The 13,466-nt window shown below is 71.3% G+C and carries 12 protein-coding genes and 1 pseudogene; all 13 read right to left on the bottom strand.

Going from position 1 to position 13,466, the window contains the following annotated elements:
* Positions 1 to 17: 17 nt before the first annotated feature.
* Positions 18 to 650: pseudogene (gene cofC, locus LVY72_RS16100) on the bottom strand (2-phospho-L-lactate guanylyltransferase); the annotation flags it as partial.
* A 28-nt stretch (positions 651 to 678) separates the two neighbouring features.
* Positions 679 to 1,611: a cytochrome b/b6 domain-containing protein gene (locus LVY72_RS16095; protein ID WP_237822708.1), complete on the bottom strand. Its 933-nt coding sequence runs from the start codon at positions 1,609 to 1,611 to the stop codon at positions 679 to 681.
* A 25-nt stretch (positions 1,612 to 1,636) separates the two neighbouring features.
* Positions 1,637 to 2,398: an SDR family NAD(P)-dependent oxidoreductase gene (locus LVY72_RS16090; RefSeq protein ID WP_237822706.1), complete on the bottom strand. Its 762-nt coding sequence runs from the start codon at positions 2,396 to 2,398 to the stop codon at positions 1,637 to 1,639.
* 88 nt (positions 2,399 to 2,486) lie between these two features.
* A complete protein-coding gene (locus tag LVY72_RS16085; RefSeq protein ID WP_237822703.1) occupies positions 2,487 to 3,476 on the bottom strand; it encodes an electron transfer flavoprotein subunit alpha/FixB family protein in 990 nt (329 codons plus the stop codon).
* A gap of 26 nt (positions 3,477 to 3,502) precedes the next feature.
* A complete protein-coding gene (locus LVY72_RS16080; protein WP_237822702.1) occupies positions 3,503 to 4,285 on the bottom strand; it encodes an electron transfer flavoprotein subunit beta/FixA family protein in 783 nt (260 codons plus the stop codon).
* A gap of 30 nt (positions 4,286 to 4,315) precedes the next feature.
* Positions 4,316 to 5,497, bottom strand: a complete 1,182-nt coding sequence (locus LVY72_RS16075) for an acyl-CoA dehydrogenase family protein (protein ID WP_237822700.1) — start codon at positions 5,495 to 5,497, stop codon at positions 4,316 to 4,318.
* Positions 5,498 to 5,538: 41 nt separating this feature from the next.
* Entirely contained in the window at positions 5,539 to 6,438 is a 900-nt protein-coding gene (locus tag LVY72_RS16070; RefSeq protein ID WP_237822698.1) for a MaoC family dehydratase, read from the bottom strand.
* Positions 6,439 to 6,456: 18 nt separating this feature from the next.
* Complete coding sequence (locus LVY72_RS16065; protein ID WP_237822696.1) at positions 6,457 to 7,362, bottom strand: SDR family oxidoreductase; 906 nt, start codon at positions 7,360 to 7,362, stop codon at positions 6,457 to 6,459.
* A gap of 29 nt (positions 7,363 to 7,391) precedes the next feature.
* Positions 7,392 to 8,552 carry a thiolase C-terminal domain-containing protein gene (locus LVY72_RS16060; RefSeq protein WP_237822694.1) on the bottom strand — a complete coding sequence of 387 codons (1,161 nt, stop codon included), beginning with the start codon at positions 8,550 to 8,552 and terminating at the stop codon, positions 7,392 to 7,394.
* On the bottom strand, positions 8,549 to 8,962 hold the full coding sequence (locus LVY72_RS16055) for a Zn-ribbon domain-containing OB-fold protein (RefSeq protein ID WP_237822692.1): 414 nt from the start codon (positions 8,960 to 8,962) through the stop codon (positions 8,549 to 8,551). Before LVY72_RS16055 ends, LVY72_RS16060 begins: the two co-directional genes overlap by 4 nt.
* Positions 8,959 to 10,080, bottom strand: coding sequence for an acyl-CoA dehydrogenase family protein (locus LVY72_RS16050; protein WP_237822690.1), 1,122 nt, complete (start codon positions 10,078 to 10,080; stop codon positions 8,959 to 8,961). Before LVY72_RS16050 ends, LVY72_RS16055 begins: the two co-directional genes overlap by 4 nt.
* The gene (locus LVY72_RS16045; protein WP_237822688.1) at positions 10,058 to 12,256 is read right to left on the bottom strand and encodes an acetate--CoA ligase family protein; all 2,199 of its coding nucleotides are present in this window, start codon (positions 12,254 to 12,256) and stop codon (positions 10,058 to 10,060) included. The genes LVY72_RS16050 and LVY72_RS16045 overlap by 23 nt, the downstream gene beginning before the upstream one ends.
* Positions 12,253 to 13,464: an acyl-CoA dehydrogenase family protein gene (locus LVY72_RS16040; protein WP_237822685.1), complete on the bottom strand. Its 1,212-nt coding sequence runs from the start codon at positions 13,462 to 13,464 to the stop codon at positions 12,253 to 12,255. The genes LVY72_RS16045 and LVY72_RS16040 overlap by 4 nt, the downstream gene beginning before the upstream one ends.
* Between the last annotated feature and the right edge of the window lie 2 nt (positions 13,465 to 13,466).

Raw genomic sequence — 13,466 nt, 5'->3', positions numbered from 1 at the left:
ATGGCGCGGGTGCGGGGGCCGGTGCCGCGGCGCAGGGCTCGGTCGAGGTCGGCGGGCGTGTCGACGTCGGCGCGCAGGGTGGAGGCCGCGGACACGGGCAGCAGGAAGTGCCCATCCCGCCGGTGCGCCTCGCAGGATCCGGGGCCGAACCTCGGTACTAGTTCGGTTCCAGGGGCGGCGGTAATCAGGGTAGTGCCGGTGCCGTGGCGGTCCGGCACCAAGGCCAGCCGGTGGCCAGCGGCCAGGTCCAGGGCGGCGGCCAGGTCGCCGGAGGTCAGGGACGGCAGGTCGCCGGCCAGGACTGCGACCGGGCCGCCGTCCTGCTGTTCCCGGGCCCATTCGACGCCTGCGGTAACGGCGGCGTTCAGTCCCCGTCCGGGGTCGGCGACCAGGACGATGTCCGGGACGGTGAGCACGGCCTGGTCGGAGGAGGCGATCACGATCCGACCGACTGCGGGCACCGCCTGCGCGGCGGCAACTGTGTCAGCCAGGAAGGCCAAGGCCAAGGCCTGCCGCACGTCGGGCCGGAACCCCGCGGTTCCCGGCGTGCCGGTGCCGAGTCGGCTCTTGGCGCCGGGGCCGCCCTTGAACGGGATGACGACCGTCCAGGCCCACGCGGCCCCGCCGGCCGGAACCGTGGTTTCCTTCATCTGCTGCCACTCCCCTGCTGACCCATTCCTACCGCGTGACCTTCCCGAACAGCGAGGCGACGGGGCGCAGGAAAAGCGGCCGGGCCAGGAACCAGGCAGCGACCATGACCACCAGCGAGGCCGCGAAGATCCAGAACCCCACCCAACTGGCGTCATCACGTGATCCGTACATGTGGTTCAGGTTCCGCAGCGCTCCGGTCGCCAGCACCAAGCTCACGTGCACCACCACAAAGGCCGCGAAATAGAACATGACCGGCAGGTGGACGGCCCGGGCCGCCTCGACCGGGTAGAGCCTGTTGAGTCCCGGCGCGTTCTTCGGCCAGGCCGGGGACATCCGCAGGCCGGTGAGCAGCGCCAGCGGGGCGGCAATGAAGACGATGCTGAAGTAGGCCAGCACCTGCAGGCTGTTGTAGGCCACCCAGCCGTTTTCGGTGGGCCAGTCCAGCGAGGCATATTGAAGCGCGGTGGAGATCGCGTTCGGGATGACGTCCCAGCTGGTCGGCACGATCCGCATCCACTGGCCGGTCCCGAAGAGCAGGACCATAAAGACCAGCCCGTTGAGCACCCAGAGCGCATCGAGGCTCAGGTGGAACCACAGGTCCAGGCTGATCTTCTGCGGCGGGTTCTTGGTCCGGACCGGGCCGCTGTTGTTCCTGGTCCAGTAGGCCTGCGGCCGGGTCACGGTGCGCACCCGCCACCCCGACCTGATGATCAGGACGATGAAGAAGGCGTTGAGGAAATGCTGCCAGCCCAGCCAGGCCGGCAGCCCGGTCGGCGCGCCCGCCGGCAGGTCCGTATGGCCCGGATAGTCGGCGATGAAGGACTGGACCGCGGGCAGGGTCCGCAGCCCCTGGGCCGCCAGCACCACCAGCACCAGTGCCGCCAGGGCGGCGGCGCCGGCGACGGCGGGCTTGAACCACCGGGCATGGGTGACCGGGGATGGTCGTGTCGAAGTGGACATTACGCTGCCTTCCTCCGAAGCGGGCTCATCGCGGAGCCATCCTGATGGCGCCGTCCAGGCGGATCGTCTCGCCGTTGAGCATCGGGTTTTCCACAATGTGCCGGACGAGCTGGGCGTATTCGTCCGGGCGCCCCAGCCGCGAGGGGTGGGGGACCTGGCTGCCCAGCGACTCGCGGGCGTTCTCCGGCAGGCCGGCCATCATCGGGGTCTCGAAGATGCCCGGGGCAATGGCCACCACCCGGATGAGGCTGGCGGCGAATTCGCGGGCCGCGGGCAGGGTCAGTCCCGCCACGGCGGCCTTCGAGGCGGCATAGGCCGGCTGGCCGATCTGCCCGTCGAACGCCGCGACCGACGCGGTATTGATGATGACCCCGCGTTCCTCGCCGGCCGGTTCCAGCGCCTGCATGGCCGCGGCGGCCAGCCGGAGGACATTGAAGGTGCCCCCGAGGTTGATCCGCACCACGCGCTCGAAGTCCTCGAGCGGGAGCGGGCCGGAGCGGCCGATGATTTTTCCGGGCGTGGCGACGCCGGCGCAGTTGACCGTGATGCGCAGCGGGCCGAGCGAACCGGCCCTGTCGATCGCCGCCGCCACCTGGTCCGGGTCCGTGACATCGGCGGCCACAAACGCCGCCCGGTTCCCGAGGCGGGCCGCCTGCTCCTCGCCCGCGGACTGCGGCAGGTCGACCAGGACCACCGAGGCCCCGGCCTCATGCAGCAGGGTGGCCGTGGCCAGGCCCAGTCCGGACGCGCCGCCGGTGACCAGGGCTGCTGATTGCGAAATTTCCATGCTGTGAATCCCCCTTGGGCGGCCGCTGCGGCCCGCCCGCTCGGTTGTGTCTGGGTGCCGGTTCCGGCATGTGCTCGCGGCGGCCTGCTCAGCCGGCCGGGCTGCCGACCGCCTGCCGCGCGTTGACGGCCTCGATCAGCTGCGGCACCACGGTGAAGACATCGCCGACGACGCCGAAATCCGCTATCTCGAAGATGGGTGCGCCCGGGTCCTTGTTGATGGCCACGATCGTTTTGGCGCTCTGCATGCCGGCACGGTGCTGGATCGCTCCCGAGATACCCAGGGCGAGATAGAGGTTGGGCGAGACGGTGGTGCCGGTCTGGCCCACCTGCATCGTGTGGGCACAGTAGCCGGCGTCGACGGCGGCGCGCGAGGCGCCGACGGCCGCCCCCAGGGCGTCGGCCAACTGCTCGACCAGCACGAAGTTTTCGGCCGAACCCAGGCCGCGGCCGCCCGAGACGACGATATCGGCCGCCGTCAGCTCCGGACGGGTGGAGACGGCCTGCCCTTCGTGGCGGGCCGTGATCCGGGCCGCGGCGGCCATGTTCGGGCCGGGTGCGAGCCGGATCTCCTGGGCCTGGGCGGCGGGGGCCGTTCCGGGCACGGAGTTGGGGCGCAGCGAAATCACCGGGATTCCGCGCGCCGCCGTGGCGGTGACCGTGTACGCGCCGCCGAAGGCCTGCTGGGTGGCCCGCACGCCGTCGGGCGCTGCTGCCAGGTCCACGACGTCGCTGAGGAATGCCGCGCCGAGGCGGACGGCCAGGCGGGCCGCGGCTTCGCGGCTGTCGATCGACGTGCCCACCAGCACCGCGGAGACGTCGCCGGCGGCGGCCACCGCGGCGGCCAGGGCGGCGACCTGCGGGGTGACCAGCAGCGCGTCGGCTTCCTCGACGTCGGCGACGTACACCGCGGCGGCGCCGAGTTCGCCGAGCCGGGCGGTCAGCTGCGCGCCGGTTCCCGGCTGGCGCACGACGACGGCGGCCGGCTCCCCGAGCCGTGCGGCGGCCGCCAGCAGCTCGGCCACGTTGTTTTTCAGTTCGCCCTGCACGTGTTCGGCAAGGACAAGCACCTGGGACATCTTTTTTCCTTTCCGGAAAGCTGCGGCTAGATCAGTTTGGCGGCGGCGAGGTACTCGGCGACCTGGGTACCGGCGGTCCCGTCGTCGGTGACCACCGTCCCGGCCGTGCGTGCGGGCCGCGCGGTGACGTCCAGGACCCGGGACCAGGAGTTTTCCCCGCCGGCCTCGCCGCCGGGGAGGCCCAGTTCGGCCAGGGTCAGGGTCTGCAGCGGCTTCTTCTTCGCGGCCATGATCCCGCGGAACTTCGGGAACCGCGGTTCGGCCGACTGCTCGGTGACCGAGACCACCGCGGGCAGGGGCGCCTGTGCCTCCACGTACCCGTTCCCGGTCATCCGCTCGCCGGACACGCTGCCGCCGCTGACCGTGACGGTGCGCAGGAACGTCAGCTGGGCCATCCCGAGGCGTTCGGCGAGCATCGCCGGCACGGCCGCGGTCCGGCCGTCCGTGGACTCGTTGCCGGCGATGACCAGGTCGAAGTCCCGGCCCGCGAGCGCGGCGGCCAGCACCTCGGAGGTCTGCATGGCGTCGGAGCCGGCCAGCGTGTCGTCACAGATGTGCACGGCCGAATCGGCGCCCATGGCCAGGGCCTTGCGCAGCGCCTCCACCGCCCGGACGGGTCCCATGGTGACGGCGGTGACCGTCACGCCGTCCCCCGCCTCCTTGATTTGGAGCGCGGCCTCCACGGCCCGCTCGTTGATCTCGTCGATCACCGGATCGGCCGAACCGCGGTCCACGGTCCGGGTGGCCGGGTCCATCCTGCGGTCGCCGTAGGTGTCCGGCACCTGCTTTACCAGCACTGCAATTTTCATCTGACTCTCCCAGTTCGTTACGGCCGGACTTCACCTGAACGCCGGCAGGCCGGTCAGGGCCTGCCCGATCACAAGCGTGTGGACCTCGCTCGTGCCCTCGTAGGTCAAGACGGATTCCAGGTTGTTGGCGTGGCGGATCACCGGGTATTCCAGCGAAATCCCGTTGGCGCCCAGGATGGTGCGGCACTCGCGGGCGATGCGGATCGCCTCGCGCACGTTGTTCAGCTTCCCGAGGCTGACCTGCTCGGGGGCCAGGGCGTGCTGCTCCTTCAGGCGGGCCAGGTGCAGGGCCAGCAGCATCCCCTTGCCCAGCTCCAGTGCCATGTTCGCCAGCTTCTCCTGGGTCAGCTGGAACCCGGCGAGCGGCTTGTCGAAGACCTCGCGCTCCCGGGCGTACGCCGTCGCCGTCTCGAGGCACTCGCGGGCCGCCCCGAGGGCGCCGAAGACGATGCCGAAGCGGGCCTCGTTGAGGCAGCCCAGCGGGGCCCGCAGGCTCGTCGCTTCGGGCAGCATGGCGGAGGCGGGGAGCCGGACGGAGTCCAGGACGAGTTCCGAGGTCACGCTGGCCCGCAGCGACAGCTTCTTCTTGATCTCAGGGGCGGAGAAGCCCGGGGTGTCGGTCGGCACCACGAAGCCGCGCACGCCGTCGTCCGTGGCCGCCCACACCACCGCCACCTGGGCGATCGACCCGTTGGTGATCCACATCTTGGTGCCGTTGAGGATCCAGTCATCGCCGTCCTGCTTGGCGTAGGTCCGCATGCCCGAGGGGTTCGAGCCGTGGTCGGGCTCGGTCAGGCCGAAGCAGCCGATGGCCTCGCCGGACGCCATGCGCGGGAGCCATTCCTGCTTCTGCTCCTCGCTGCCGTAGGCCCAAATCGCGTACATCGCCAGGCTCCCCTGCACCGAGACCAGGGACCGGATGCCCGAGTCGGCCGCCTCCAGCTCCAGGCAGGCCAGGCCGTAGGCCGTGGCGCTCATGCCGGCACAGCCGTAGCCTTCCAGGTGCATTCCCAGCGCCCCGAGGCTGCCCAGTTCCCGGGCGAGCTCGCGGGCCGGCAGGCTGCCGGCCTCGAACCAGTCGGCCAAATGCGGCCTGATCTTCCCGTCGCAGTACTCGCGCACGGTCTGCCGGATCGCCAGCTCGTCGTCGGACAGCAGCCCGTCGATGCCGAACAGCTCGAGGGCGGTGGGCGGTGTCCCGGTCCGGGCCATGGATGTCTCCTTCTGTGGTGCGAAAGTTGTGTGGAATGTCTTTACCGCCGGGCGGACCCGGCGTGGGCGGCCAGGGTGCCGGCCCCGGCGGCGCCGCCAGGCTCCGCGAGCCGGGCCCGCCCGTGGTCGATCACTACCGTCCCGTCGCCGCGCAGCGTGCGGAAGAGGACGTCCTCGTTGTCCTGCCAGACCTGCACGGTCAGGGTGTCGCCGGGCCACACCGGAGCGGAGAAACGGCCGCCCATGGCGGTCAGCCGGGCCGGATCGCCCCCGGCGGCGGCAACCAGGGCCCGGCAGGTAAAACCGAAAGTGCACATGCCGTGCAGAATGGGCCGGTCGAAACCGCCCCGGGCGGCAAACGCCGGGTCGGAGTGCAGCGGGTTTCGGTCGCCGTTGAGCCGGTACAGCAGGGCCTGCTCGGGACGCACCGGCATGGCCACCTCGACGTCGGGCTGCCGGGCCGGCGCGTCCCAGGCTGCTGCCGGTCCCCGCTCGCCGCCGAAGCCGCCTTCGCCGCGGATGAAGCTGGCCGAGCGTGCGGTCATCACCGGCTCCCCGGTGGCCGCATCCACCGACGTCGTCTCGGTCCAGACCAGCGCCCCGGAGCCCTTGTCGTAGATGGCCCCGACCCTGGCGGTCACCGCCAGGGCACCGGAGGCGGTGAGCGGGCGGTGCAGCTCGAAGTGCTGTTCGGCGTGCACGAGCTTGGACCGGTCGAAGTCGCCGATGTCGGGCCGCAGGACCTGCTGCCCGACCACGACCCCGAAGGAGGGAAGCACCTGCTGGGCCAGCCCTTCGCTGTTTTCGGTGGTCAGCGCCAGCTCGGCCAGGGGGTCCTGGCCGGCGCCGACGGACACCGCGTACAGCAAGGTGTCCCGCTCGGTCCATTCCAGGGTGTGCGGTCCGTTGGCACGGCCGACGGAGGCCAGGTCAAGCACCATGGTTTTTTCCTCTCCCGTTCAGCCCTGGGGCAGGCGCGGATTGATGTAGGCGTCGGCCAGCAGCTTCGGCACGACGTCGGCGACGTCCTGGACCGAGAAGAGGTGCGGGCGTTCCTCGGACGGTCCCGGGCGCCAGGGCTCGAGCACCGTGACGGTTCCGCCCGAGACCGCCAGCACCTGCCCGGTCATCTCGCCGGCCGCGTCGGAGCCCAGCCACACCACAAACGGGGCGATGGCGGCCGGGTCGAACGGGTCGAAGTCGCCCTCCGGCTCGTCGATCAGGCCGGCGGTCATCCGGGTCCGGGCGCCCGGGGAAACGGCGTTGACCTTGATCCCGTAGCGGTGCAGTTCCATCGCCGTGATCATGGTGAAGGAGGCGATCCCGGCCTTGGCGGCGCCGTAGTTCGACTGTCCGGGGTTGCCGAACAGGCCCGAGGTCGAGGTCGTGTTGACGATCCGGGCCGGCACCGGGCGTCCCTCCTTGTGCAGGGAGCGCCAGTACCGGCTCGCGAAGTGGGTGGGCGCGAAGGTGCCCTTCAGATGCACCCGGATGACGTCGTCCCATTCGGACTCGGCCATGTTCGCCACCGTGCGGTCGCGGACAATGCCGGCGTTGTTCACCAGCACGTTGAGCTGTCCGAATTCGTCGACGGCCCGCTGCACCAGGGCCTCGGCGCCCGCCATGTCGGACACATCGTGGTAGTCGGCCACGGCCTCGCCGCCGCGTTCGATGATTTCGGCGACGACGGCGTCGGCCGCCGACACCGTTTCCCGGGCGCCGTCGGAGCCGTCGACCCGCACGCCGCGGTCATTGACCACGACCTTGGCGCCCTGCCGCGCGAATTCCAGGGCATGGTACCGGCCGATGCCTCCGCCGGCGCCGGTGACGATCACGACGCGGCCGTCGCAGATGGGCTCGTTCATAGGTGTCCCTCCTTTGGGTGGCAGTGGTTTCAGGCGGCCGCGGGGGTTCCGAGCACCAGGACGCCTGCGCTCATGAACATCCCGCCGTTGCCCAGCACCACGCTGATGTTGGCGTCGGGCACCTGGGCCGGCGCCTGGCCGCGCAGCTGGCGGACCGATTCCTGGATCGCGAACATCCCGTACATGCCGGTGTGCGTGTAGGACAGCCCGCCGCCGTTGGTGTTCAGCGGCAGCGACCCGCCCGGGGCGGTGTGGCCGTCCCCGATGAAGGCGGGGGCCTCTCCCCTGCCGACGAAGCCCAGGTCCTCGAGCCCGTAGATCGGCACGTGGGCGAAGGCGTCGTAGATCATCAGGTGGTCGACCTCGCTATGCTTGATCCCCGCCTCGGCGAAGGCGCGTTCCCCGGCGGTGCGGAAGGCCCGGGACGAGGTCACATCCGCCATCATCGAGACCATCGCGGATTCGCTCGATTCGCCGGCCCCGAGGATGACGACCGGGTCGTGCGGCAGGTCCAGGCTGTTCGCCCGGTCGAGCGAGGTGATCACCACCGCCCCGCCGCCGTCGGTCACCAGGCAGCATTCGAGCAGATGGATCGGGTAGGCCACCATCCGGGAGGAGAGCACGTCGTCGACCGTGATCGGGTCCCGGAGCTTGGCGCGCGGGTTCAGTCCGGCCCACTGCCGCTGCACCACCGGGACCATCGCCAGCTGTTCCGGCGTCATGCCGTAGTCCTTCATGTAGCGCAGCAGCCCGATCGGGAAGGTCGTGGGCGGGCCCATCACGCCGTACGGCACCTCGAACTGGCCGCGCATCGACTGCGGAGCCGGGGCCCACGGCTGCATGCCCACGCGCGAGCGGCCCGACTCCCCGTGGGTGATCAGCACCGTGGTGCACAGCCCCGCCGCGATGGCGGCGGCCGCATGCCGCACGTGCAGCATGAACGAGGACCCGCCCACGTGGGTGCCGTCCAGGTACTGGGGCGTGATGCCGAGGTATTCGGCCACTTCCACCGGCGATTCCCCGGCGCAGGCCACGCCGTCGACGTCGTGGACCGTCAGCCCGGCGTCGCGCAGCGCGGCGAGGCCGGCTTCGGCGTGCAGCTGCATGGCCGACTGGTCCGGGATGGTCCCGAGCCGCTGGGTTTCGGCCGCCCCGATGATGGCTGTCTTGTTCCTGATCGTGTTCGTCATCGCGCGCCACCTGCCGGCATGAACTTCGGCACGGCCACTTCGCCGTGCTTGTCGAACACCACCTCGAGTTCCATGTCCAGCACTAGGTGCTCCGGCGTCTGGGGAACGCCGACGATATTGGTCATCATGCGCGGCCCTTCCTCAAGTTCGACGACGGCGATCGAGTACGGGGTCTCGTCCTCGAAGCCCGGCGCGGGGCGGGTGTTGATCAGGTAGGAGTGCAGCCGCGCCCGTCCCGAGCACGGCGTCCATTCCAGATCCGCCGAGGAACAGCGCGGGCACCAGCTGCGGGGGTAGAAGAAGAGCTCCCCGCAGTCGCGGCACTTGGGCAGGCTCAGCTCGCCCCGGGCCGCGGCGTCGAAGAACGGCTGGGTGTCGGGCGTGGGCCGGGGAGCGGCCTTCTCGCTCATGCCGTCCACCCCAGCTGCCGGGCCAGGCGTTCGCGGTGCACGCCGGCATTGCCGAACAGCAGCTCCGAGGCCTTGGCCCGCTTGAAGTAGAGGTGGGCGTCGTGCTCCCAGGTGAACCCGATGCCGCCGTGGATCTGGATGGATTCGGCGGCGATGGCAAAGTACCCCTCCGAGCAGACGGCCTTGGCCACGGCGGCGGCCACCGTCCGGTCGGCGGCGTCCTCGGCGACGGCGCGGGCGGCGTAGAGGGCGGCGGAGCGGGCGGCCTCCAGCTGCAGCAGCATGTCGGCGGCCTTGAACTTGATCGCCTGGAAGCTGCCGATGGCGGCCCCGAACTGCTCGCGGATCTTCGCATACTCCACCGCCATCTCGAGCGCGCGGCCGGCGCCGCCGACCTGCTCGGCGGCCAGGGCCGCCAGCGCCGTGTCCAGCAGCCCGGCGAGCACCTCCCGGGTGCGGGCACCGGCGGTGAGCACCGTTCCGGCGGCCCCGTCGAACGTGATCGTGGCCAGCGGCCGGGTCTGGTCAAGGACCGGGACATCGGCCACCGTGACCCCCGGATCCTGCGCGTCCACGGCCAGCAGCAGCTCGCCGTCGTCGCTGTCCGCCAGCACGATAATCAGGTCCGCGGCCGCGCCGTCGGTGACGAAGTGCTTGGTGCCGTGGAGGCGGTAGCCGCCGTCCCCGGCCCGGGCCCTGGTGGCAACCCGCGGTGCCGTCCAGTCGCCGTCGGCCTCGGCGAGCGCAACCGTGCCCACGGTCTCCCCGCTGGCGATGCCGGGAAGCCACCGGGCCCGCGCGTCTTCCTGGTCGGCCAACTGCAGGGCGGTGGCGGCCAGGATGACGGTGGAGAAGTACGGCGAGCGGTGCACCGCCCGGCCCATTTCCTCCATCACCACGGCCTGTTCCAGGAAGCCGTACCCGGAGCCCGAGTACTCCTCGGGGATGGCCATGCCGTGGAGTCCGAGTTCCTGGGCCATCGTCTTCCACAGCGAGGCATCGTAGGGTTCCGGCGAATCGATCAGCTGGCGAAGCTGTGCGCTGCCGGCCTGCTCGGCCAGCAGCCGGCGGACGGAGCCCCGCAACTCCTCGTGTTCAGCGGTGTAGCTCAACGTCATTGGATTCTCCTTCTTCCACGTCGGAAACGGCGTCGTCGGCCCAGACGATGAGCGCGTCAAGCGCCTCGACGGTCGTATGGTCCGCACGCAGGGGGTTGATCTCGATAGACTGCAACTCGCCGCCGAGGGCGGCGGCCACATCGGTGAGGGCGAGCACCGCATCGGCCAGCGCCTCGAGCGCGATGGGGGCCTGGCCGCGGACGCCGTGCAGCAGCGGGGCGGCCCGCAGCTCCGCCAGCATCTCGGCGATATCGGCGCGGGTGACGGGCAGCGGCCGCAGCGCCACGTCCTTCAGGACCTCGACCAGGACGCCGCCCATGCCCAGGAGGAGGACCGGCCCCCACACCGGGTCGCGGTTGATGCCGGCGATCAGTTCGATCCCCCCGGACCGCATCGGGGAGACCAGTACTCCGTCGATGCGGGCCTCGGGCAGCTGGGCCGGCACCCGATTCATGATGCCGTTGTAGGCGGCCGCGACTGCGGCCTCGCCCTGGACGTTGAGGACCACGCCGCCGATGTCCGACTTGTGTGCGATGTCCGGGGAGCAGACCTTCAGCACGGCCGGTCCCTTCAGGGCCGCGGCCGCCTGCACGGCCTCCCGGGGACAGGTGGCCAAGGTCTGCGGGATGACCGGCACCCCGCCGGCGGCCAGCAGCCTGAGGGCGTCGAATTCCGAGAGCGCGGCGGATTTGTCCGGCCGGGCCAGCACGACGGCGGCCCGGTCTTCGGCCTGGCGCGACAGCAGGGCGCGGCGGGACGCGGTCCAGCGCACGGCATGCGCCAGGGCGGTGATGCCGACCTCGATGCCGGCCAGCCGGACCAGCCCTTCCGTGTCGAGGATGGAGCGGCCGAGCCCGGACACCGGGGCCGACACCTCGTCCTGCAGCAGGACCGGCAGGTCCGCGGACCGGACGGCCCGGGCGATCCCGGCGAAGTAGGCCCGGGCGGCGTTGGGATCGGCGGTGTCGTCGGGTGGCAGCACGAACGCCTGGAACAGCACCGCGTCCGTGTCGGCGGTGGCCAGCATGGCTTCCAGCGCCCGCACCGGAAGCATCGGGTCGACGGTCGCGAAGCCGGTGACGTCCAGTGGATTTTGCGCCTGGGAGATGTCCGGGAGCACCTCGGCCAGGGCGGCCACGCACGCTTCCGGGAGTTCGGGCACCGTGAGGCCGAGCGCGGAGGCCTTTTCCGCCACCAGTTCGCAGGCGCCGCCGGATGCACCCACGACGGCGATCTTCGGGCCGCGCGGGCGGACTCCCCGGGCCAGCAGGTCGGTGGCGGCCACCAGTTCCTCGACCGAGGAAACTTCGACCACCCCCAGGGATTTGAGCACCGCGGACGAGACCGCGGCGTCGGCCGCGAGGGCGCCGGTGTGGGCCTGGGCGGCCCGCCGGGCCGCGTCGCTGCGCCCGACGGTCAGGGCGACGACCGGCTTGTCCAGTTCCACCGCCTTCCGGGCCAGGTGCCGGAAGGCTTCCGTGTCGCGGATCGTCTCGAGGAAGAGCCCGACGGCGCCGGTTCGCTCATCGTCGAGGAGGGCGGCCGCGACGTCGGCGGCGGTGAGCGCCGCTTCGTTTCCGGTGCAGGCCACAACGCCTACCCCTGCGCCCCAGGCGTCGGCCAGGCTCAGGACCGGCTTGACCAGGCCCCCGGACTGCAGGACGAACGAGGCCGGCCCGGGCAGCGGAAACCGGGGCAGCGCCAGTCCGAAGGGGACCACCGAATCGTGCACATTGATGAAGCCGTTGCCGTTGGGGCCCAGGAGCGCCACGCCGGCCTCCGCGGCGGCCTCGACGGCCGCCGCCTGGTACGCCTTGCCGTCCGGCGTCTCGCCGAAGCCTGCGGTGAGGACGACGGCGGCGCGCGCGCCGGCGGCGCCGGCCTGCCGCAGGATCCCGGGCACGGTTTCCCGCGGCGTCATCACGTAGGCCAGGTCGACCGGTGCGCCGATCTCCGCCAGCGAAGTGTAGGCGCGGACCCCGTGGACGGTCCCGCCTTTCGGGCTCACGCAGTACACCGGCACCTGGGGCGAGTAGCGCCGCAGGTTCTCGAAGGTCTGCGACGACCAGCGGGACCGGTCGGTCGCGCCGACCAGGGCCACCGAGCGCGGCTGGAGCAGCCGGTCCAGCAGCGGTGCGTGCCGCCGGTCCGGCCCGGCATCGATGAGCTGGGTCATTTGGCTGCCCCGGCGGACTGCTCGCGCGGCAGGCCCAGGACCCGTTCGGCAATGATCCGGCGCTGGACCTCGCTGGTGCCGGCGAAGATGGTTTCGGCGCGGCTGGCGAGGAACGCCTTCTGCCACCGGTCCACCTTGTACCCGTCCCCCTCGGGCCGGACCAGGGCGTGGGCCCCCTGCAGGTCCGCCGCGATTTCGCCCAGCCGGCGGTGGTACTCGCTCCAGACCAGCTTCGTCAGCGAAGCCTCCGGACCCACTTCCCCGCCGCTGGCCAGCTTGGCCAGCACCCGCTGCCCGGTGGCCTTCATGACATGGACCTGGCAGAAGGCCCAGGCCAGGTCCTGGCGGACCTGGGGGTCGTCAAGCCGCTGCAGCTCGCGGGCCCGCCGGACCAGTTCGTCGAGCTCCTGCTCGTACTGCAGGTGCTGGGTCGCCGCCACGGCACCGCGTTCGCTGCCCAGCGTCGTCATGGCCGCCTTCCAGCCGCCGCCCAGGCCGCCGATGACGTTCGCCAGCGGGGCGCGGGCGCCGTCGATGAATTCCTGGCAGAAGGCGTTGTCACCGGCCATGGTGATCACCTCGCTGATGGTGATCCCGTTGTCGCGCATCGGCACGATCACGAAGGAGATCCCCTTGTGCTTGGGCGCGTCCGGGTCGGTCCGGCAGAGCAGGAACATCATGTTGGCCAGGTGGGCCCGCGAGGTCCAGATCTTCTCGCCGGTGATCACGATCTCGTCCCCGTCGACGACCCCCCGGGTGCTGACCGAGGCCAGGTCCGAACCGGCGCCGGGCTCGGAGAAGCCCTGGCAGTAGCGGTCCTCGCCGCTGATGATCCGCGGCAGGAACCGGGCCTTCTGCTCCTCGGTTCCGTGGGCGATGATCGACGGGCCGCACAGCCGCTCGCCCATCCCGCGCGTCAGGCGCGGCATGCCCACCGCCGCCAGTTCCTCGGCCAGCACCGCCATCTCCAGGTCCCCGAAATCCCGGCCGCCGTACTCTGCCGGCCAGTGCGGGCAGACCAGGCCGGCTTCCAGGGAGGCCTTTTCGTAGGCGAGGAAGGCCTCGTGCTTCGGGCTGTCCGGGTTCCCCCAGATCTCCCGCTCCACGTCCATGTCGTCCATGCCGACCAGGTCCGGCTGCAGGTTGCGGGCAATCCACTGCTTGATTTCGGAGCGCAACTCCTCCAGTGATTGGGCTGCACGATTCACAT

Source organism: Arthrobacter hankyongi, from assembly GCF_022012395.1.
Classification (GTDB): Bacteria; Actinomycetota; Actinomycetes; order Actinomycetales; family Micrococcaceae; genus Crystallibacter; species Crystallibacter hankyongi.
Note: the sequence above shows the minus strand (reverse complement) of the source record. Positions and strands in the feature narration are given on the sequence as shown.

Excerpts from the sequence above, each read along its gene's own strand:
- LVY72_RS16095 (WP_237822708.1), bottom strand. The coding sequence starts at position 1,611 with ATGTCCACTTCGACACGACCATCCCCGGTCACCCATGCCCGGTGGTTC.
- LVY72_RS16090 (WP_237822706.1), bottom strand. The coding sequence starts at position 2,398 with ATGGAAATTTCGCAATCAGCAGCCCTGGTCACCGGCGGCGCGTCCGGA.
- LVY72_RS16085 (WP_237822703.1), bottom strand. The coding sequence starts at position 3,476 with ATGTCCCAGGTGCTTGTCCTTGCCGAACACGTGCAGGGCGAACTGAAA.
- LVY72_RS16080 (WP_237822702.1), bottom strand. The coding sequence starts at position 4,285 with ATGAAAATTGCAGTGCTGGTAAAGCAGGTGCCGGACACCTACGGCGAC.
- LVY72_RS16075 (WP_237822700.1), bottom strand. The coding sequence starts at position 5,497 with ATGGCCCGGACCGGGACACCGCCCACCGCCCTCGAGCTGTTCGGCATC.
- LVY72_RS16070 (WP_237822698.1), bottom strand. The coding sequence starts at position 6,438 with ATGGTGCTTGACCTGGCCTCCGTCGGCCGTGCCAACGGACCGCACACC.
- LVY72_RS16065 (WP_237822696.1), bottom strand. The coding sequence starts at position 7,362 with ATGAACGAGCCCATCTGCGACGGCCGCGTCGTGATCGTCACCGGCGCC.
- LVY72_RS16060 (WP_237822694.1), bottom strand. The coding sequence starts at position 8,552 with ATGACGAACACGATCAGGAACAAGACAGCCATCATCGGGGCGGCCGAA.
- LVY72_RS16055 (WP_237822692.1), bottom strand. The coding sequence starts at position 8,962 with ATGAGCGAGAAGGCCGCTCCCCGGCCCACGCCCGACACCCAGCCGTTC.
- LVY72_RS16050 (WP_237822690.1), bottom strand. The coding sequence starts at position 10,080 with ATGACGTTGAGCTACACCGCTGAACACGAGGAGTTGCGGGGCTCCGTC.
- LVY72_RS16045 (WP_237822688.1), bottom strand. The coding sequence starts at position 12,256 with ATGACCCAGCTCATCGATGCCGGGCCGGACCGGCGGCACGCACCGCTG.